19 protein-coding genes and 3 tRNA genes are annotated in these 19,384 nt (G+C 32.3%); 19 read left to right on the top strand and 3 right to left on the bottom strand.

Going from position 1 to position 19,384, the window contains the following annotated elements; translation table 11 throughout:
• The first annotated feature begins 320 nt into the window (after positions 1-320).
• The 4 genes from COI44_RS16250 to COI44_RS16235 all read left to right on the top strand — a co-directional run bounded on the left by COI44_RS16250 (position 321) and on the right by COI44_RS16235 (position 4,227).
• Positions 321-1,310, top strand: a complete 990-nt coding sequence (locus tag COI44_RS16250; RefSeq protein WP_179887152.1) for a sulfate ABC transporter substrate-binding protein — start codon at positions 321-323, stop codon at positions 1,308-1,310.
• Positions 1,311-1,418: 108 nt separating this feature from the next.
• The gene (gene cysT, locus COI44_RS16245; protein WP_098428855.1) at positions 1,419-2,249 is read left to right on the top strand and encodes a sulfate ABC transporter permease subunit CysT; all 831 of its coding nucleotides are present in this window, start codon (positions 1,419-1,421) and stop codon (positions 2,247-2,249) included.
• A 2-nt stretch (positions 2,250-2,251) separates the two neighbouring features.
• Positions 2,252-3,133, top strand: a complete 882-nt coding sequence (gene cysW / locus COI44_RS16240) for a sulfate ABC transporter permease subunit CysW (RefSeq protein WP_098428854.1) — start codon at positions 2,252-2,254, stop codon at positions 3,131-3,133.
• Positions 3,134-3,144: 11 nt separating this feature from the next.
• Entirely contained in the window at positions 3,145-4,227 is a 1,083-nt protein-coding gene (locus tag COI44_RS16235) for a sulfate/molybdate ABC transporter ATP-binding protein (RefSeq protein ID WP_098428853.1), read from the top strand.
• 56 nt (positions 4,228-4,283) lie between these two features.
• On the opposite strand, the gene ispG is transcribed toward COI44_RS16235, so the two are convergent.
• The 3 genes from ispG to COI44_RS16220 all read right to left on the bottom strand — a co-directional run bounded on the left by ispG (position 4,284) and on the right by COI44_RS16220 (position 6,711).
• Entirely contained in the window at positions 4,284-5,384 is a 1,101-nt protein-coding gene (gene ispG / locus COI44_RS16230) for a flavodoxin-dependent (E)-4-hydroxy-3-methylbut-2-enyl-diphosphate synthase (RefSeq protein WP_098233313.1), read from the bottom strand.
• Between the two features lie 117 nt (positions 5,385-5,501).
• Complete coding sequence (locus COI44_RS16225) at positions 5,502-5,834, bottom strand: hypothetical protein (protein ID WP_098428852.1); 333 nt, start codon at positions 5,832-5,834, stop codon at positions 5,502-5,504.
• 118 nt (positions 5,835-5,952) lie between these two features.
• Positions 5,953-6,711 carry a DUF1189 domain-containing protein gene (locus COI44_RS16220; RefSeq protein ID WP_098428851.1) on the bottom strand — a complete coding sequence of 253 codons (759 nt, stop codon included), beginning with the start codon at positions 6,709-6,711 and terminating at the stop codon, positions 5,953-5,955.
• Positions 6,712-7,025: 314 nt separating this feature from the next.
• Between COI44_RS16220 and COI44_RS16215 the strand changes: the two genes are divergently transcribed.
• The 15 genes from COI44_RS16215 (at position 7,026) to COI44_RS16145 (ending at position 19,105) form a co-directional block, all read left to right on the top strand.
• A tRNA-Asn gene (locus COI44_RS16215) sits at positions 7,026-7,100 on the top strand.
• Between the two features lie 12 nt (positions 7,101-7,112).
• Positions 7,113-7,189 (top strand) — tRNA-Met (locus COI44_RS16210).
• A 12-nt stretch (positions 7,190-7,201) separates the two neighbouring features.
• Positions 7,202-7,291: transfer RNA gene (locus tag COI44_RS16205), tRNA-Ser, on the top strand.
• A 207-nt stretch (positions 7,292-7,498) separates the two neighbouring features.
• Positions 7,499-8,107: a superoxide dismutase gene (locus COI44_RS16200; protein ID WP_088010981.1), complete on the top strand. Its 609-nt coding sequence runs from the start codon at positions 7,499-7,501 to the stop codon at positions 8,105-8,107.
• 116 nt (positions 8,108-8,223) lie between these two features.
• Entirely contained in the window at positions 8,224-9,441 is a 1,218-nt protein-coding gene (locus COI44_RS16195) for an MFS transporter (protein ID WP_098428850.1), read from the top strand.
• Between the two features lie 108 nt (positions 9,442-9,549).
• Positions 9,550-11,709 carry a peptidoglycan D,D-transpeptidase FtsI family protein gene (locus COI44_RS16190; RefSeq protein ID WP_098428849.1) on the top strand — a complete coding sequence of 720 codons (2,160 nt, stop codon included), beginning with the start codon at positions 9,550-9,552 and terminating at the stop codon, positions 11,707-11,709.
• Between the two features lie 256 nt (positions 11,710-11,965).
• Positions 11,966-12,787 carry a phosphate ABC transporter ATP-binding protein PstB gene (pstB, locus tag COI44_RS16185; protein ID WP_483295492.1) on the top strand — a complete coding sequence of 274 codons (822 nt, stop codon included), beginning with the start codon at positions 11,966-11,968 and terminating at the stop codon, positions 12,785-12,787.
• Positions 12,788-12,810: 23 nt separating this feature from the next.
• Positions 12,811-13,464 carry a phosphate signaling complex protein PhoU gene (phoU, locus tag COI44_RS16180; protein ID WP_098428847.1) on the top strand — a complete coding sequence of 218 codons (654 nt, stop codon included), beginning with the start codon at positions 12,811-12,813 and terminating at the stop codon, positions 13,462-13,464.
• 136 nt (positions 13,465-13,600) lie between these two features.
• Positions 13,601-14,587 carry a nucleotidyltransferase family protein gene (locus tag COI44_RS16175; RefSeq protein WP_098428846.1) on the top strand — a complete coding sequence of 329 codons (987 nt, stop codon included), beginning with the start codon at positions 13,601-13,603 and terminating at the stop codon, positions 14,585-14,587.
• An 85-nt stretch (positions 14,588-14,672) separates the two neighbouring features.
• Entirely contained in the window at positions 14,673-14,822 is a 150-nt protein-coding gene (gene rpmG / locus COI44_RS16170; protein ID WP_056475024.1) for a 50S ribosomal protein L33, read from the top strand.
• Between the two features lie 121 nt (positions 14,823-14,943).
• Positions 14,944-15,507: a 5-formyltetrahydrofolate cyclo-ligase gene (locus tag COI44_RS16165; RefSeq protein WP_098428845.1), complete on the top strand. Its 564-nt coding sequence runs from the start codon at positions 14,944-14,946 to the stop codon at positions 15,505-15,507.
• A gap of 191 nt (positions 15,508-15,698) precedes the next feature.
• Entirely contained in the window at positions 15,699-16,646 is a 948-nt protein-coding gene (locus tag COI44_RS16160; RefSeq protein WP_098428844.1) for an L-lactate dehydrogenase, read from the top strand.
• 365 nt (positions 16,647-17,011) lie between these two features.
• Positions 17,012-17,758, top strand: a complete 747-nt coding sequence (locus COI44_RS16155; protein ID WP_483295491.1) for a M15 family metallopeptidase — start codon at positions 17,012-17,014, stop codon at positions 17,756-17,758.
• Between the two features lie 111 nt (positions 17,759-17,869).
• A complete protein-coding gene (locus COI44_RS16150) occupies positions 17,870-18,073 on the top strand; it encodes a YqgQ family protein (protein ID WP_098428842.1) in 204 nt (67 codons plus the stop codon).
• A gap of 57 nt (positions 18,074-18,130) precedes the next feature.
• The gene (locus COI44_RS16145) at positions 18,131-19,105 is read left to right on the top strand and encodes an ROK family glucokinase (RefSeq protein WP_098428841.1); all 975 of its coding nucleotides are present in this window, start codon (positions 18,131-18,133) and stop codon (positions 19,103-19,105) included.
• Positions 19,106-19,384 lie beyond the last annotated feature (279 nt).

The raw sequence follows: 19,384 nt of genomic DNA, 5'->3' as shown, positions 1-19,384 counted from the left end.
AAAGGCCCTTAACTATTTTCATTAGTTAAGGGTCTTTTTGCACTTTAAAAGGATAAATTGGCGGCGATGAAGAGTCTCGGCATCTGCCATTATAGGAAGAAAGTATAAGTGCAATTACGTCTCTGCCTTCGCCTAAAAGCCTAGGCAATCGACAAGTTTTCTTTACATTTGTGCCTTAAAGGGGAGATTTTAATGTGTTGAAGTGTAGAGATGGGTACAAATAAAAATCGGAAAATTGAAATTGAGAGGGGCAGATCATTGTGGGGGCAAAAAATTGGATTATTAGCTCGGTAGTTGTTGTATTAGCAGTTTCGGGAGTATTGTATGCGACCTTGAAGGATGATAAATCGAAGGCTACTAATACTGAAGTAGCAAATAAAAATGTGGAATTGTTAAATGTTTCTTATGATCCAACTCGTGAATTATATGAAAATTATAATAAAGCTTTCAGTAAATATTGGGAAAAAGAACATAACCAAACTGTAACAATTAAACAATCTCATGGTGGTTCTGGAAAGCAAGCTAGGGCAGTAATTGACGGATTAGATGCTGATGTAGTTACACTAGCTCTTGGATATGATATTGACTCGATCAATGAAAAAGCACAACTAATATCCCCTAATTGGCAAAAAGAATTTAAATACAATTCAACTCCTTATACATCAACAATTGTTTTTTTAGTAAGGAAAGGAAATCCGAAAAATATTAAGGATTGGGATGATTTAACAAAAAAAGGAGTTCAAGTAATTACTTCAAATCCAAAAACTTCGGGTGGTGCAAGGTGGAATTATTTAGCTGCTTGGGGCTATGCAGACAAAAAATATAATGGTGATGAGAAAAAAGTAAAAGCGTTTATGAAGAAATTATATAAAAACGTTCCAGTATTAGATACAGGCGCACGTGGTTCAACAACTACATTTGTTGAAAAAGGAATTGGAGATGTATTAATTGCATGGGAAAATGAAGCATTACTTTCTGTTAAGGAATTAGGTGAAGGGAAATATAAAATTGTATATCCTTCGATTAGTATTCTAGCTGAGCCACCTGTTGCGGTTGTTGATAAAAATGTGAAGGAAAAGAAAACTGAAGAAGTGGCAAAGGCCTACTTATCTTATCTTTATAGTAAAGAAGGTCAAAAGATCATTGCAGAAAATTATTATCGTCCGAGAGATAAAGAGATACTTGCTAAATATAGTGAACAATATCCTAGCCTGCCATTGTTAACAATTGATAAAGATTTCGGAGGATGGAGTAAAGCTCAATCGAAGCATTTTGATGATGGTGGAGTATTCGACCAAATTTATCAATAATCACGTAAGTGGAAAATAAGGAGGACATTGGACTTTATTGGGCGTTTTACTGGAGCTTAAGCCAAGTCTTCTTTATTTGATTTTTATTTAAAGGAGGATTGACAGAATTTGTTTAAGAAGCGGAAAAGAATCCTACCTGGATTTGGATTAACCTTTGGATTTTCAATATTATATATAAGTTTTTTTATTTTTCTTCCGGTATCGATGCTGTTTTTACATTCTTTCGATATAGGCTGGTCAAAATTTTTTAAAATTGTTAGTGAACATAGAGTACTAATGTCTTATAAAGTAAGTTTTGGAACTGCCTTTATTTCGGCGATTATTAACGCTGTTTTTGGTTTATTAGTAGCTTGGGTGCTTGTACGTTATCGTTTTCCTGGAAAACGAATTGTAGATGCATTCATTGATTTACCTTTTGCATTACCGACTGCAGTTGCTGGTATTACTTTAACAACATTGTATTCTCCTGATGGTTGGGTTGGAAGATTTTTCTCTTTCAAAGTTGCTTATACACCACTCGGGATTATTGTAGCTCTTACATTTATCGGGTTACCATTTGTAGTTAGAATGGTTCAACCTGTTCTTGAAAATTTTCAAAAAGATGTGGAGGAAGCAGCAGCAAGTCTAGGTGCAAACCGTTTTCAAATTTTTTGGAAGGTAATTTTTCCAGGGATTTTACCAGCATTATTGACTGGATTTTCTTTAGCATTCGCAAGATCATTAGGTGAGTATGGGTCTGTCGTGTTTATTTCGGGCAATATGCCAATGAAGACTGAAATTACACCGTTGTTAATAATGACAAAATTAGAGCAATATGATTACTCGGGTGCAACCGCACTTGCAGTTGTGTTATTAGTAACTTCTTTCTTACTCTTATTGATCATTAGTATTTTTCAAAGATACGCAAATCGTGCTTTTGTTCAAGGGGGTAAGAGTTAAGAATGGAAAGAGAATTTAAGATAGAGAGAAAAATAGAAGTGAATGCTAGTACCGAGAAAAAAGCAAAATTGAACGGCAATACGTTTCCGATCATTTTAATTAGTATTGTCATACTTTTTTTAGCGCTATTTTTATTTCTTCCATTAGTTTCCATTTTTATAAAGGCTTTACAAGATGGTTTTGGAGTTTATAAAGAAGCGATTGTAAATGATGAGACGTTAGCAGCAATTAAATTGACGTTTTTGGTGACGATTATTACGTTACCGCTTAATGCGATTTTTGGTGTTTCGATTGCGTGGGCTACAACGAAATTTAATTTTAAAGGAAAAAATATATTAGTAACGTTAATTGAACTACCTTTTGCAGTGTCGCCAGTTGTAGCAGGATTTTTATTTGTTCTATTATTTAGTCCGAATAATGGGATTTTTGGTGGTTGGTTAAAGGAACATAATTTGAAAATCATTTTTTCAACCCCAGGTATTGTTTTAGCAACTATTTTTGTCACATTGCCTTTTGTAGCGAAAGAATTAATTGCGGTTATGCAGGCTACAGGGAGTGCTGAAGAAGAGGCTGCACTAACTTTGGGTGCGAACGGATGGCATATTTTTTGGAAGGTGACACTTCCGAAAATTAAATGGGGACTATTGTATGGCGTTATATTATGCAATGCAAGAGCGGTTGGAGAATTTGGTGCTGTATCAGTTGTATCTGGGCATATTCGCGGAGAAACAATTACAATGCCACTTCATATTGAAAATTTATATAATGAGTACCAATTTCCGCAAGCATATACAGTTGCGTCACTCATGTCCATTTTTGCGATTCTGACATTAGTTATTAAAAATATAATTGAATGGAAAGTTCTAAAGGAAGAGAAACAATAGGAGAGGATTGTATGTCAATTAAAGTTTCAAATGTAATAAAAAGTTATGAAAATGAAACTGCCTTAAAAGGAATTGATTTAAATATAAAAAAAGGGGAATTGGTTGCTTTATTAGGTCCATCCGGGTCGGGTAAAACAACATTGTTGCGTATAATTGCCGGTTTAGAAAATCCAGATTTGGGTGAAATATTTTTTGAAGATCAGGATGTAGCAAATGTACAGGTAAAAGAAAGAAATGTAGGATTTGTATTCCAACATTATGCTTTATTTCAGCACATGACTGTTTTTGAAAATATTGCTTTTGGTTTGAAGGTTAGACCAAGAGCTACACGTCCTTTAAAAAGAAAAATTAATGAGAAAGTAATGGAATTACTATCTTTAGTAAAATTAGAAAGCTTTGCAAATCGATTTCCTTCTCAATTATCTGGTGGTCAAAGACAACGTGTTGCATTAGCAAGGGCATTAGCTGTTGAACCAAGTGTATTATTATTAGATGAACCATTTGGGGCATTAGATGCAAAAGTTCGAAAGGATTTAAGAAGATGGTTACGTAAACTCCATGATGAGATTCATATTACGAGTATATTTGTAACACATGATCAAGAGGAAGCACTTGAAGTTGCAGATCGAGTTGTCATTATGAATGGAGGGACGATTGAACAAATCGGAACACCTGAAGAAGTTTACCATACGCCAGCAAGTCCGTTTGTTTATGATTTTCTTGGTAAAGTCAATTTATTTCATGGAAGGATCAATAAGGGGAGCTTAATAAGTGGAGGATTAGAAATCCCGTTACCCGAATTAGATGAACAAGAACATAAAGAACATAAAGAGGTTACTGGTTATGTTCGTCCTCATCAAATTTCGATCGAAAAATTTGAAACAAATCAAACGTCGATTAGTGCAATCGTAACCCATATTCATGCTGTAGGGCCTATAGTATATGTGGAAGTCCTACGAGAGGATACAAATGATTATGTTGAAATTGAACTCATGAACGAATTATTTTACGAACTACATATTCAACTTGGAGAAAGGGTATTTGTCCGTCCTAATGAATTGAAGGTATTTATTCCTCAAGATTATTCGATTTGACAAAATAGGAAAAAATAAAAAGGTTAAGGAGCAGTGTCCTTAACCTTTTTGTTATATTAACCTTTTGCTGCTTCTAGTTCAGCTAGTTTTTCTTTGGCAATGATGTCGATTTCGCGTTTTAGTTCTTCAACCATTGTTGCTTCTGGTACTTTACGTACGATTTCCCCGTGACGGAATAGTAATCCTTCACCACGAGCTCCAGCAATACCGATGTCTGCTTCGCGTGCTTCACCAGGACCGTTTACTGCACATCCAAGTACGGCAACTTTAATTGGTACTTTTAATGTTGAAATGTATTCTTCAACATCATTCGCAATACTAATTAAGTCAATTTCAATTCGACCACATGTAGGGCAAGAAATTAATGTCGCAGCGTTTGAAGATAAACCGAAAGATTTAAGTAATTCTCTTGCAACTTTTACTTCTTCAACTGGATCTGCGCTTAATGAGATACGCATTGTATTTCCGATCCCTTTACTAATGATTGCACCTAAACCAGCGGCACTCTTAACTGTACCAGCAAATAAAGTACCTGATTCAGTAATACCTAAATGTAAAGGATAATTGAATGCTTTTGAAGCTTTTTCATATGCCTCAATTGCTAGGTTTACATCAGATGCTTTCATCGAAACGATGATGTCATGGAAATCTAAATCTTCAAGGATTTTAATATGATGTAATGCACTTTCAACCATTCCATCAGCAGTTGGGTAACCATATTTCTCTAAGATTCGTTTTTCTAATGAACCAGCATTAACACCGATACGAATTGGAATTCCTTTAGCTTTAGCAGCATTTACAACTGCTTCAACTTTTTCTTTACGACCGATATTACCTGGATTAATTCTTATTTTATCTACTCCACCTTCAATTGCTTTTAAGGCTAATTTATAATCAAAGTGTATATCTGCAACAAGTGGTATGTTAATTTGTTTTTTAATATCAGCAATTGCATTCGCAGCTCTTTCGTCTGGTACTGCAACTCGAACAATCTGACATCCAGCTTCTTCAAGTCGTTTAATTTCTGCAACTGTTGCTTCAACATCGTGTGTTTTTGTCGTTGTCATACTTTGGATAGAAATTTCATTCGCTCCACCAACAACTACATTACCTACTTTAACTGCACGTGTTTTACTTCTATGTGTAATTTCGTTCACGAGTAACTCGCTCCTTCAAAAATAACTTTATTTCTATTTTGTATAAATCTACATTATCATATTTTCTACATGATTACTCTTTTTATCAACTGGTTCTAAAGAAATATATCACAAATTTTATTTTTGTGAAGAGTAAATTGGGAATTTATATGATTTTCCACTTTGAATTTTAGTAGGTGAAAGTCCATTGTTTAATGCACTAAAATCTTTTGTAATTTGGCTAATTGGCTGGTTAAAATCAGGGTTAAGGTCTTCGATAATTCCTAAAACAGTGTCACCATTTTTAACTTGAATTTTTTCATATTTTGGAAGTGAGGTTGCTTTTGTTTCTGATTTTGTTGCTTTTGCCACTGTAGCAATATGTTTAGTTGGGATCGTCCCTACTTGTAGGTCAAAAAATATTATATATGCAAGCAATAAAGAACCTAGTAAAAAAGCTATTTTTTTCATTAATAATCACTCCTTTTGTAGACTATATGCTTGTCCACAACGAATATTCCTACTAGGAGCTTGGACTAATAAATATTTTAGCAAAAAAAAAGAAGTGTGAAACACACTTCAGTAAACATTATTTTTTAGAAGGTAAATTTTTAATTGTTAATGTGTACATACCAACTGTAATTAAAATAAAAATTAAAGTTTGGAATGGAATATTTATTTTCAATAACCCTAGCAATAAATAGATAACAGTAGGTAGTGTTAAGCTATATGATACCATTGCAAAGCGTTGTCTAAAAGGCAAGTGCTTAGTCGATTTAAATAAAGCTGTTAAAAACGCTAATAATGTAGCAACTATAAATATGAAGATACAAGATCCTAAATAAAATAGGAAAAATAATGCGATTAAAAATACTGGAAGAGCTTCTTTTATATTTTTAATAAATTTTGAAACGTCTGCTTTGTTTATTTTTGTAGATTTTAATGAAGGGTAAGGAAAATCTTGCTCGCCTTTATCATTTTTTATAATTACTCTATTTTTTAAAACAACAACAGCAAATTGTTCATTTTTTAATTTTGAAGGTATAACTGTTTCATTTGGATAAAAAGCATATTTATATTCGCCGATATTTCGTTCGAACGGCGTATTATCGTTAATTGTTATAGCTCCTTTGTTTAAAGAAATTGACTGTATATTGTCTTTAAGTAAATCAGAAACATTGTTGACCTGAAGCTTTACATTTTTTTCAAATGAAAAGAAACCCGGAAGAGTATATAAAATTGCTAGTAGGAAAAGAAAAAAGATTGTTTTACCGATTTTTTGGAGTCTATATCTTGATATTGTTTTTGGAGAGTATAAACTAAACCAAAATTGTTTAAATATATTCATAAACTCATCCTTTCTTATTTAATGTTATTTCACTTCCCGACATTTATTATGTAACTTTCGGGCTATTTTGTATATTATAATCTTTTTTTGGTCATTGAATATTAAACTTTAATTAAAATGATAAGAGTAAATAAGAAGAGCAAGACAATGGTTTAAGGATCGTATTTAAGTTTGGCTTTAAATCTCGATAAAACAATTTATTTTCACTAAAAAATAGTTAATATAAATTAATAATCAAAAAAATAATAAAAAGTGTTGACGTCTAGTTTGAAACATGATAAATTAAATATTGTCTTAAGGACAACATAAATTATTCCGCAGTAGCTCAGTGGTAGAGCACTCGGCTGTTAACCGAGTGGTCGTAGGTTCGAACCCTACCTGCGGAGCCATTTATATAGTTTGGCGGTGTAGCTCAGCTGGCTAGAGCGTACGGTTCATACCCGTGAGGTCGTGGGTTCGACTCCCTCCGCCGCTACCAATATTTTATTATGGAGTAATACCCAAGTCCGGCTGAAGGGATCGGTCTTGAAAACCGACAGGGGTGTAACAGCCCGCGGGGGTTCGAATCCCTCTTACTCCTTAATTAGTGAAAAAGTCTTCAACTTTCATGTTGAAGATTTTTTTCGTTTTTTATATCTTCTATGATCCACAACGCTTAAATAATTTTCTTCCAAAAATTAATCTTTTTTACTTTCTTTCCCTTTTCTGAGCATTACTATTGAAATCTTTCAGTTTATTTGATAACTTTAAATTGAAATTCACTATTATCTTTGGGAGGAAATAAAAAATGTCAAAATTTGAATTACCACAATTACCTTATGCTTATGATGCATTAGAGCCACACTTTGATAAAGAAACGATGAATATTCACCACACTCGTCACCACAATACATATGTAACAAACTTAAACGCTGCTTTAGAAGGTAAAGAAGTAGCTGCTTCTTCAATTGAAGAATTAATTTCAAACTTAGATGCACTTCCAGAAGGTATCCGTACAGCTGTACGTAACAATGGTGGCGGACATGCTAACCATAGCTTATTCTGGACTTTATTAACTCCAGAAGGCACAGGCACTCCAGTTGGTGAAGTTGCTGAAGCAATTAACGCTAAATTTGGTAGCTTAGATGAGTTAAAAGCTGCTTTCACTCAAGCTGCATTAACTCGTTTCGGTTCTGGTTGGGCTTGGTTAGTAGTAAACAATGGTGAGTTAGAAGTGACTAGCACAGCTAACCAAGATTCACCTTTAATGGAAGGCAAAACTCCTATCTTAGGTTTAGATGTATGGGAGCATGCTTACTACTTAAACTACCAAAACAAACGCCCTGATTACGTTGGTGCATTCTGGAATGTAGTAAACTGGGAAAAAGTAGAAGAATTATACCAAGCTGCAAAATAATTTATAAAAAATGAACACTACTTAATTTATTTAAGTAGTGTTTTTTTTTATGTTTAAAAAAGGATAAATTTTCATTTACTCGGAAAACTAGTTCATGAGACAAAGGAGAGTTTAATATGAGTAAGTGGAAATTTTTATTAGGTGACGTAGATTTAAATAAAGATTTAATTCTTTTGCTGAGTGTCGGTGGATTGTTTACTTTAGCGACAGCTTTATCTAGCACATTTGTAAATGTTTATTTGTGGAAGCAATCAAATAATTATTTACCAATTGCTTCGTACCAATTTTCGATCGCATTTTTTCAAGCTCTTACATTCGTAATAGCAGGCAGATTAGCTAAAACAATTGATCGAGTTGTCATTTTAAGAGTGGGTATTTCTTTTTTGGCAATATTCTACATAGTCGTTTTACTATTTGAAACGAAGACATTATTAGCAACAATTTTGATTGGAGCGATTTTAGGGGTAGGTAATGGTTGTTACTATTTAGCGTTTAACTTATTAACGTTTGAAGTTACTGAACCTGAAACTAGACAATTTTTTAATGGTTTTTTAGGGCTAATTAATTCGTTCACGGGAATGCTTGGCCCATTTATAGCTGGAGCGATTATTTCTTCAATGATCGGAAATAAAGGTTATCATTTTGTGTTTCTTGCTGCAGTTATTTTATTTATATGTGCAGTTGTCTTAAGTTGTTTCTTAGTTAGACGGGAACTTGATAGTGAATTCAATATTAAGCGCGTCATTCAAGAAAGAAAATTAAATGAAAATTGGCGGAAAGTAACTTATGCTAATTTCTTTCAGGGGATTCGTGAAGGGATTTTTATGTTTGTTATTTCAATTTATATTTTCTTATCTACAGGAAGTGAATTTGCTCTAGGGAAATACGGATTAATTACATCGTTAATTAGCTTTATTACCTATTATATTGTTACAAGAATTATAAAAGAAAATTTTAGAATGAAAGCTATATTTATTGGTGGTTTTCTATTATTCTGCGCTGTTTTTGTAATCGCTTTTAAAGTTTCGTTTCCTTTATTAATCATTTACGGTGCAATAATTTCTTTGGCATATCCAATCATTTTAGTACCTTACTTATCTTTAACATATGATATAATAGGAAAATCGTATAAGGCCAGGGAATATAGAGTGGAATATATCGTAATACGTGAAGTGTATTTAAATAGCGGTAGAATGTTTTCTATTGCAGTTTTTATTGTATGTACATCACTATTCCAACCAGAACAAGTTATTCCATTATTAATGTGTTTATTTGGTGCAGGACACTTTTTGGTCTATTTCGTAATGAGAAAATTAGAATATAAGCATGCTTAAGTATTGTCACTAAATTGTCAAAAACTTAGCAGTGATTCTTTTTCCAAATCATTAAAATATTAATATGTAGAATTAGAATTAGTAATTGTTGAAAAAAGAGGAGAAAAAATGAATAAGCCTAAGAAATATAAAATCACATTACCAACACGACTGAATACACTATTTTTTCTTGTGTTTGTCTTATTTTCTTTTTTAATTCTAAGATTAGGTGTCGTACAAATTGTTAAAGGTGAAGACTATAAATTAGAATTAGAGCGTACAGAAAATATGACCGTCGATCAAGCTGTTCCAAGGGGAAAAATTTTAGATCGTAACGGAAAGGTTGTCGTAGATAATACGCCTTTACGTACAATTACGTATACAAGAAAAAAAGGGACAACTTCAGGTGAGTTATTAACAATGGCTACAAAGTTAAAAAGTTATCTTAAGATGCCAACTAATAAAATAACTGAACGAGATCGAAAAGATTATTGGTTATTAACAAATCCTAAAGAGGCAAAAAAACTAGTTTCAAAAGAAGAGGATAAAGCACTAAAAGCCCAAAATAAAGATGATGACGCTGCTTACAATAAGGCTTACTATAATTTACAGCTTGATAAAATTACAGCAGCTGATATTAATTCACTGAGTGCAAATGACTTACAAATACTTGCAATTTACAAGCAAATGAGCGTTGGTTATGCACTAACCCCACAATCAATTAAAAGTGAGGGAGTTACTGAAAAAGAATATGCCACAGTTAGTGAACATTTGGATCAGCTTCCAGGTGTAGATGTAACAACAAATTGGGAACGAAAATACGTTTATGGTGATACGTTCCGAACAATTTTAGGTAATATTACTTCTGAAAAAGAAGGATTACCTGCTCAGAATGTAGATTATTATTTAGCACGTGGTTATGACCGTAATGATCGCGTAGGAAAAAGTTATATAGAAAAACAATATGAAGATGTTTTACGGGGTACAAAAGGTAAGGCACAAAATGTTATTGATTCAAATGGAAATGTTATTGATACGAAAGTGATTACAGAAGGGGAACCTGGAAGTGATTTAGTACTATCAATTGATATTGAACTTCAAGGTAAAGTTGATGAAATTGTAAAAAGAGAGCTCTTAAAAGCTAAAGGAACGTCAAATGGTCGATATTTGGACCGTGCATTTGTTACGATGATAAACCCGAATACGGGTGAAGTTTTAGCAATGTCAGGAAAGCAAATTGTTAAAGACAAAAAGACAGGAAAAAATAAAGTTGTCGATTATGCAACTGGAAATCTTACTTCATCTTATGAGATGGGTTCAACAGTAAAAGGTGCAACACTTTTAACTGGTTATCAAACAGGAGCAATTACTCCAGGACAAAGGCAATTCGATACACCGATTAAAATTGCAGGTACACCAGTAAAAGCGTCATATAAAAACTTCGGATGGATTAATGATTTAGATGCACTAAAATATTCATCAAACGTTTATATGTTCAGAACGGCAATGGCTATTGGACATGCACATTACGTAGAGAATAAGCCTCTAGATATCGACGTTAAAGCGTTTGATACATTCCGAAAAAGTTTCAGTCAATTCGGACTTGGTGTTAAAACTGGAATTGATTTACCTAATGAAGCAATTGGATTTAAAGGTGTAGATAAAAACCCAGGTTTCCTACTAGATATGGCGATTGGGCAGTATGATACTTATACACCACTTCAATTAGCTCAATATGTATCTACAATCGCAAATGGAGGTTACAGAATTCAACCACATGTTGCGAAAGAATTGAGACAACCTTCAATCGGTGAAGATACAGGTGTCATTAGACAAGAAATTAAGCCTAAAGTTTTAAATCGTATTGATATGAAAGATTCATACATCAATCATGTTAAACAAGGTTTTATCAAAGTATATAATGAGACTGGTGGTACTGCTCGAAAATACTTCTTAGGCGTAGACTATAAAATAGCTGGTAAAACAGGTACAGCCCAATCATTTTACGACGGTCCAGATCGTAAAAAATACAATGGGCCACAAAAAACTTATAATGAAACATTGATGGGATATGCTCCGTATGACAATCCTGAAATTGCCTTTGTAGTAGTAGTTCCTTGGTTGCAAACTGACCAAGCGCCAGTAAATAAATACATTGGCCGAGATATTATGGATGAATACTTTAAATTGAAAAAAGAAAGACAATCAATTTATAATGACGAACCAAAAGACAATTTAGATAACCAAGACAATCAAGATAGTCAAGATACTCAAAATAAAAATCAATAAGAAGAGAAGGGGTTAAACCCTTCTCTTTTTTATTTGGAAAACACTCCTTTTCTACACCCTTCCTTCACCTTCTGAACTTATTTACATAATCTTTACATTCGGTTAAAACAGGTTTAATAGTTTGAGAATATGATTATTCATGTAACGTATTACTGATTTTAAACGATTATAAATTTTATCTATTGTTTAGTTAATATTTTATCTATCAAAAATAGAAAGCTTCCTTTAGGATGAGAGGGGATCGAAAGTTATGACAATGACATTAAATAGAGAAAATACAATTAAAAACGATGATATTGAAGAGATTAATACAATCGTAAAAAAATCGATTGTTTATGATACTCAAGATTTGAATTTATGGTATGGACAAGATAAAGCATTAAAAAATATAAATTTAAGTATTTATGAGAATGAAGTTACTGCGATTATTGGACCTAGTGGATGTGGTAAATCGACTTATTTAAAAACGTTAAATCGTATGGTTGAGTTAGTTCCTTCAGTTCGAACAGAAGGCAAGATCCTTTACCGCGAACAAGATATTTTCGACAAAAACTATCCTGTTGAAGAATTAAGAACGCACGTAGGAATGGTATTCCAAAAGCCAAATGTATTCCCTAAATCAATTTGGGAAAACGTTGCATATGGACCGAAAATACATGGTATTAAAGATAAAGCTACATTAAATCAGATTGTTGAAAATAGTTTAAAAGGCGCAGCAATTTGGGATGAGGTTAAAGATCGTTTGCATGAGAATGCTTTTGGTCTTTCAGGAGGGCAACAACAACGTTTATGTATCGCGCGCTGTTTAGCAATCGAGCCAGATGTTATTTTGATGGATGAGCCTACGTCAGCATTAGATCCTATCTCAACTTTAAAAGTTGAAGAGTTGATTCACGATTTAAAGAAGGATTTTAGTATTATTATTGTGACACATAATATGCAACAAGCAGCCCGTGTTTCTGATAAAACTGCATTCTTTTTAAGCGGTGAAGTAGTTGAGTTCTCAGATACAAATAAACTGTTCTCAACACCTAAAGATAAACGTACTGAAGACTATATTACTGGACGATTCGGATAATAGAAGGGAACAGGTGAAAAGAGATGAGAAATCAATTTGAAGCAGACTTAAAAACATTACAAGAAATGATTATCGAATTGGCTGAGAAAACAAAAAAAGCAGTCATTAAAAGTATGGAGGCATTTCGTACTGAAAATATAGAACTAGCTTTAGAAGTAATTGACGAAGATGATCGCATCAATAAATTAGAAAAAGAAGTGAATGAATTAATTTTAGTGATTATTACGAGACAACAACCAGTTGCTGTAGACTTAAGAAGAAATTTAACTGCTATTAAGATTGCACATGATCTTGAACGAGTTGCAGATTATGCAGTAAATATTGCAAAATCGACAATTCGTATTCGTAGTCGTCAAGAAAACTTACCATTAGAGAATATAGAAAAGATGCATGAACTTGGCTTAGATATGTTAACAAAAGCTTCAGAAGCATACCGAACGGAAGATTTACAAGCAGCCAAAGAGATTGGTGAAATTGATGATATTGTTGACGAATTATATGGCACTACTGTTAGAACTTTAATGACAAGTATTGCAAATTCACCTGAGCATGTATCCAATATCATGCAAATGGCATTTATTTGCAGATATCTTGAAAGAATTGCAGATTATGCAACAAATATTGCAGAGAATATTTATTATTTAGTTAAAGGGAAACATTATTTATTAAATCAATAATATTAGACTATAGTTTATAACAGTTAAATAAATTAAAAGGGTGTTCAGACAAAATTTACCTGAATGCCCTTTTGTCATATTTATGTAATATGAAGCATACTTCTTTAACTAGTATAAGATATTGAGGTGGTAATAAATGAAGGTTGTTATTTTAGCTGGAGGATACGGTCAAAGGCTTTTACCAATTACTAACAACATTCCTAAGCCACTATTACCAATCGCAAATAGAGCGGCAATTGAGCATTTAATATTACATTTAACTAGACTTGGGTTTAAAGAATTTATCATTCAGCTTCATTATATGTCCCAAGCAATAATCGAGACGATCAATGCAATGAAATTAAAAAATGTTTCAATTGAATATATTATAGAAGAAAAAAGTTTAGGGTCTGCTGGTTGTTTAAGGCTATCTAAGCATTTTCTTCATGAACCCTTTCTATTAGTGAATGGTGATATTTTATTTGACGGTGATATTAGAGACGCATTAAAAACTCATTTAGAAAGTAAAAGTAGATTCTCTATGTTTGTAAAACAAGTTGATAAGTGTGGATCATACGGAAATGTAAAAGTAAAAAATGGACAAATAATCGATTTTATTGAAAAGCCGAATGAAGGTAGTGAAATTAGTAAATTAGTTAATACTGGAATTTATATTATGAATCCTGAATTATTATATCAAATTCCAGAAAATCGTTATTTTGACATTAGTAATGATCTGATTCCTTTAATGTTAAAAAATAATATCTGTTTAAATGCTTTTCATTTAAAAGGTTATTGGATTGATTATGGGACACCTAGAAGATTTGCAAAGCTGAACGTAGATTGGATTGAAGAGAAATTAAACTTACCTATTCCTGCTGTTCAAATATTACCAAGAATCTTTTTAGGTGAGCATGTAACGATAAATAATAATGTTAAGATTGTTTCTCCCGTTATTATTGGGAATGATGTTACGATTGAAGAGAACTGTGTAATTGGCCCATATGTGTCGATTAGTTCTAATATTCGAATCGATCAAGGCAGTGTTTTACATCATCAAGCTGTCTTTCAAAAATATACTCTGAATTATGAGAATAAGTTTGTACATAATTCAATAAAAAAAAAATCAAAAGAAATACATTGAATCAATAAAAACTATGGAAATTATCGCGAAAGAATGTTATTATATACAAGTCTGATTATGTCACTATGTCAGGAGGGAAAATAAAATGCGCGTAAATATTACATTAGCATGTACAGAATGCGGAGATCGTAACTACATCACTACTAAAAATAAACGTAATAACCCAGACCGTCTTGAGCTTAAAAAATATTGCCCAAGACTTAAAAAAGTTACAGTTCATCGCGAAACAAAGTAAACAGTAGGAATTTTCCTACTGTTTTTTTTATATTTAAATACTTATAATTTTAATTAGAATACATATCAATAAACCTTTTTTACTTAAGAAAACTCGATCTTGACCTAAGGAGGCCAATATTATGGAAAAAAAAGAAATTAGAAGTTCTATGATGAAAAACTTGAAAAATATTTCAGTATCGGAAAGAGAAGAAAAGTCAAAACAAATTATAGAAAAATTATTAAATACACAACAATTGAAGAGTGCAGATATTATAGCAACAACGATGCCTATGGAGCATGAAATAAATACTAAGTATTTAATCACTGCTTGTTGGAAAATGAATAAATCAGTTGTTGTGCCTAAATGCAACCATGAGACTAGAAAAATGCATTTTTACAAAATCAATTCATTTGATGATTTAAAGAAAGGTTATTTTGGAATACAAGAGCCGATAGTCGAAAAATGCAAGGAAATAAGAAAAGAACTTATTGATTTAATAATTGTGCCTGGAGTAGCATATACAAAAAATGGTGAACGACTAGGATATGGTGGTGGTTATTATGATCGTTACTTAGAAGATTATAATAAACAACTCTTGGCCTTAGCTTATGACATTCAAATCATTGATGAACTACCAACAGAAAAACATGATATTAAAATGTCGTTGGTTTTAACAGAATCAAGAATAATAGAAGCAATTTAATAAGTGCATAATGTGACACGATTTGTTTGAAAATAGTTAAGACTTAATTAGAGTCTTATTATAATCAAATTTGTAAACGACTAATATTGTAACAAATTTGTAAAAAGTTTCACAAACTTTTAGTGGAAATACATATATAATATAGAAGTCCCAATTACTTACACTTTTATAACACAAATGAGGTGGATATTATGTTACACAAAGAAATAAATCGTGTCGCACTTATCGGAACAGGCGCAGTTGGAGCTAGCTATGCTTTTGGTATGTTAAATAAAGGTGTTGCCGAAGAATTAGTTATGATTGATTTAAATAAAGATAAAGCGGAAGGGGACGCAATGGATTTAAGTCATTGTTTGCCTTTTGTAGATTCTAGAACAAAAATTTGGGCTGGGGATTACAGTGATTGTAAAGAAGCAAGTTTGGTCGTTATTACAGCTGGAGCAGCTCAAAAGCCTGGAGAAACTCGTTTAGATTTAGTTGCAAAAAATTGTGCTATTTTTAAAGGGATTGTTGGAGAAATTATGGCTTCAGGATTTGACGGTATCTTTTTAATTGCCACAAATCCGGTAGATATTTTAACTTATGCAACTTGGAAATTTTCAGGACTACCAAAAGAAAGAGTAATCGGATCTGGTACTAGTTTAGATACTGCACGTTTTAGATATATGCTTGGGGATTATTTTAATGTTGATGCAAGAAATATCCATGGATATATTATTGGTGAACATGGTGATAGTGAACTGCCAGTTTGGTCTAAAACAAATGTTGGTACCTCACCAGTACACCATGTATTAAAGAAAAATCCAAAATACAGCCAAAGAGAGCTTGATGAAATATTTTTAAATACACGTGATGCCGCATATCACATTATAAAGAAAAAAGGTGCAACATACTATGGAATTGGAATGGGCTTAGTTAGATTAACAAAAGCGATTCTGAAAAATGAAAATAGTATTATTACGGTTTCTGCATATTTAGATGGACAATATGGAGAACACGATATATATATTGGCGTTCCAGCAGTAATTAATCGTGGTGGAATTAGAGAAGTTGTTGAACTAGATTTAAATGAATTAGAACAACGTCAGTTTAAAAACTCCGTAGACACATTAAGAAAAACGATGGAACCTATTTTATAAACTTGTACAAATAATACCTCTTTCTATTTGAAAGAGGTATTATTTGTTAGAGTGTTGAAATATATAATGGTCAATCGAGAAAACGTACATTAGTATTATGAGCTAATGATTAGAAAAACAATTTAGAATGATTAGTTTATAGATTAATGTTAGTTATTAATTGATCTACAAACTGTTTATTATAGAACAGTTACGTTACTCTAAGTAAAGGCTATTTGATAATAAATTGACAAGATTATTTTTCAAAAGTGTGAAGACCTCTTTCTATTTGAAAGAGGTCTTAGTGTATAGATTATTTGAAAAATATACCATCTTTTAATATTGTGAAAGTAACAAAAAAAATTAAGGAGGTAATTGTGAAAAAAATATATAGTAAGTACGCATGGATATTAATAGTAATATTCATTATTGGACTAGCTCTATTTTTTGGAAACCAAAATTATTTTAAAAATCATCTAAAAAATCCTAAAGAGACTGCGTTGAAATTTCCTAATTACGATGATACAGCTATCGAAGCTGAGAATGGATTATTAGCTGTAACGAATCCTACATCTAATTTAGTATTAGTTAATAAAGAAAGAAAGCTACCAGATGGGTATGAACCGCCAGATCTAGTTTATCCAATCGTTCCTTTACATGGTGTAAACAAAGAGAAGACATTAATGAGAAAAGAGGCAGCTCATGCTTTAGAAAAATTATTTGAAAGAGCAGAAGCAGATGGCATAAAGCTTACTCCAGTTTCCGCATATCGCTCATTTGATCGACAAAAAAGCTTGTATCATTATTATGTACAAATTCATGGTGAAGATTGGACCCAATCTTTTAGTGCTGTGCCTGGTACAAGCGAACATCAAACTGGTTTATCAATAGATGTATCATCTCCAAATTTCGGTAACAAGCTTGAACAAGGATTTGGAGAAACGAAAGAAGGAAATTGGCTTGCAGACCATGCACGTGAATTTGGATTTATCATTCGTTATCCAGAGGACAAAGTAGATATTACTGAATACAATTATGAACCATGGCATATAAGATATCTCGGGATAAAATACGCTACATATTTATATAAAAATGATTTAGCTTTAGAAGAAGTAATGAAGCCTAAAAAATAATTATAAATGCCTACAAAATAAATGGTTTGTTTGGTATTTCACATTGACGAGTAATCGTTTCCAACTTATACTTATTACATGTTTAGAAAGATAAAATAATAGGAGTTAAGTATGAAATCCGTATATGATATTCAACAATTTCTAAAGAATTATGGCACCTTTATTTATACAGGTGATCGATTAGCTGACTTGATGTTAATGCAAGATGAGCTAAAAGAATTATTTTTAGCGAATATACTTGAAAGTAAAGATTTACAAATTGCTACCATGATATTAAAAAAAGAAATGGATGAAATAAAAAATAAAACGGTTTGAAGAAATCGTTTTTTTTTAGAATCTATTGCAAACGATTTCACTGCGAAGGGAGAAGGCATTATGGCTAAAATGATTGTAGGTGTAGATTTAGGTGGTACAAGCATTAAATTGGCATTATTAACAAATAACGGGGAATTCATCGATAAATGGGAAGTACCAACAGATAAATCTGATAGTGGTAAGCATATTCCTAAAACAATTACAATTGCAATTGAAGAAAAGCTTAAAGAGATGGATAAGACAAAAGAAGATATCGCTGGAATCGGTATTGGAGCTCCAGGTTCGGTTCGGTTAGAAGATGGACTTATATTTGCAGCAGTAAATTTAGGGTGGGTTAATTTTCCTTTAAAGGAAATTCTAGAAAAGGAATCAGGTATTCCTGTAATCGTTGATAATGATGCAAATATAGCAGCTGTTGGCGAAATGTGGAAAGGTGCTGGAAATGGAGCAAAAGATGTAGTAATGGTTACGCTTGGAACAGGAGTCGGCGGAGGCGTAATTGTAAATGGGGACGTTGCACATGGAATTAGTGGATCTGCAGGTGAAATTGGTCATATAACAGTACAACTTGAAAATGGAGTATTATGTAATTGTGGAAAAACGGGATGCTTAGAAACAATTTCTTCAGCTACAGGAATTGCAAGAATAGCAAACGAGAAATTACAAAATACGACAAAAGAAACGATTTTAAGAGAAATGTCGAATGATTCACCAATTACAACAAAGGATGTTTTTGAAGCTTATTCAAATGGTGATGAAGTTGCAGAAGAAATCGTTAATCATGTAATTAGATATCTAGCTTTAGTTTTAGCCGGAGTTGGAAATACTTTAAATCCTGAAAATATCATTATTGGTGGCGGAGTATCAAATGCAGGTGAACTGTTATTAAAACCTTTAAAGAAATATTTTGACGAATTTGCTTTCACAACAGTGCGAGATTCGACAAAACTTTCGATTGCCAAGTTAGGGAATGATGCAGGAGCAATTGGAGCAGCATATTTAGTAAAAAAATTTATTACTAATGAAATTTAACTTAAATTTAAGGTACTTCTAATTGAAGTACCTTATTATGTTTATTGTATTGAATTGAAAAAGAAATTAGTTATTTGACGAGGGAACTAGTTTATGATAAATTGAATGACGTTAGAAAAAAACTAAGGTAACGTCAAATGAATTTTTTAGATCCATACATTTAGTAGCTAATAATTGTATGAATTTGTATGAATCATTTCAAAAATTCTTGGTATTTAAATGCCAATAAAATAGATATGTGAAATGCCAAACATTGTTTTATAATAGATAAAATAGATT

The organism is Bacillus sp. AFS088145, from assembly GCF_002564465.1.
Lineage (GTDB): Bacteria > Bacillota > Bacilli > Bacillales > Bacillaceae_G > Gottfriedia.
This window is presented reverse-complemented; position numbering and strand designations above follow the sequence as displayed.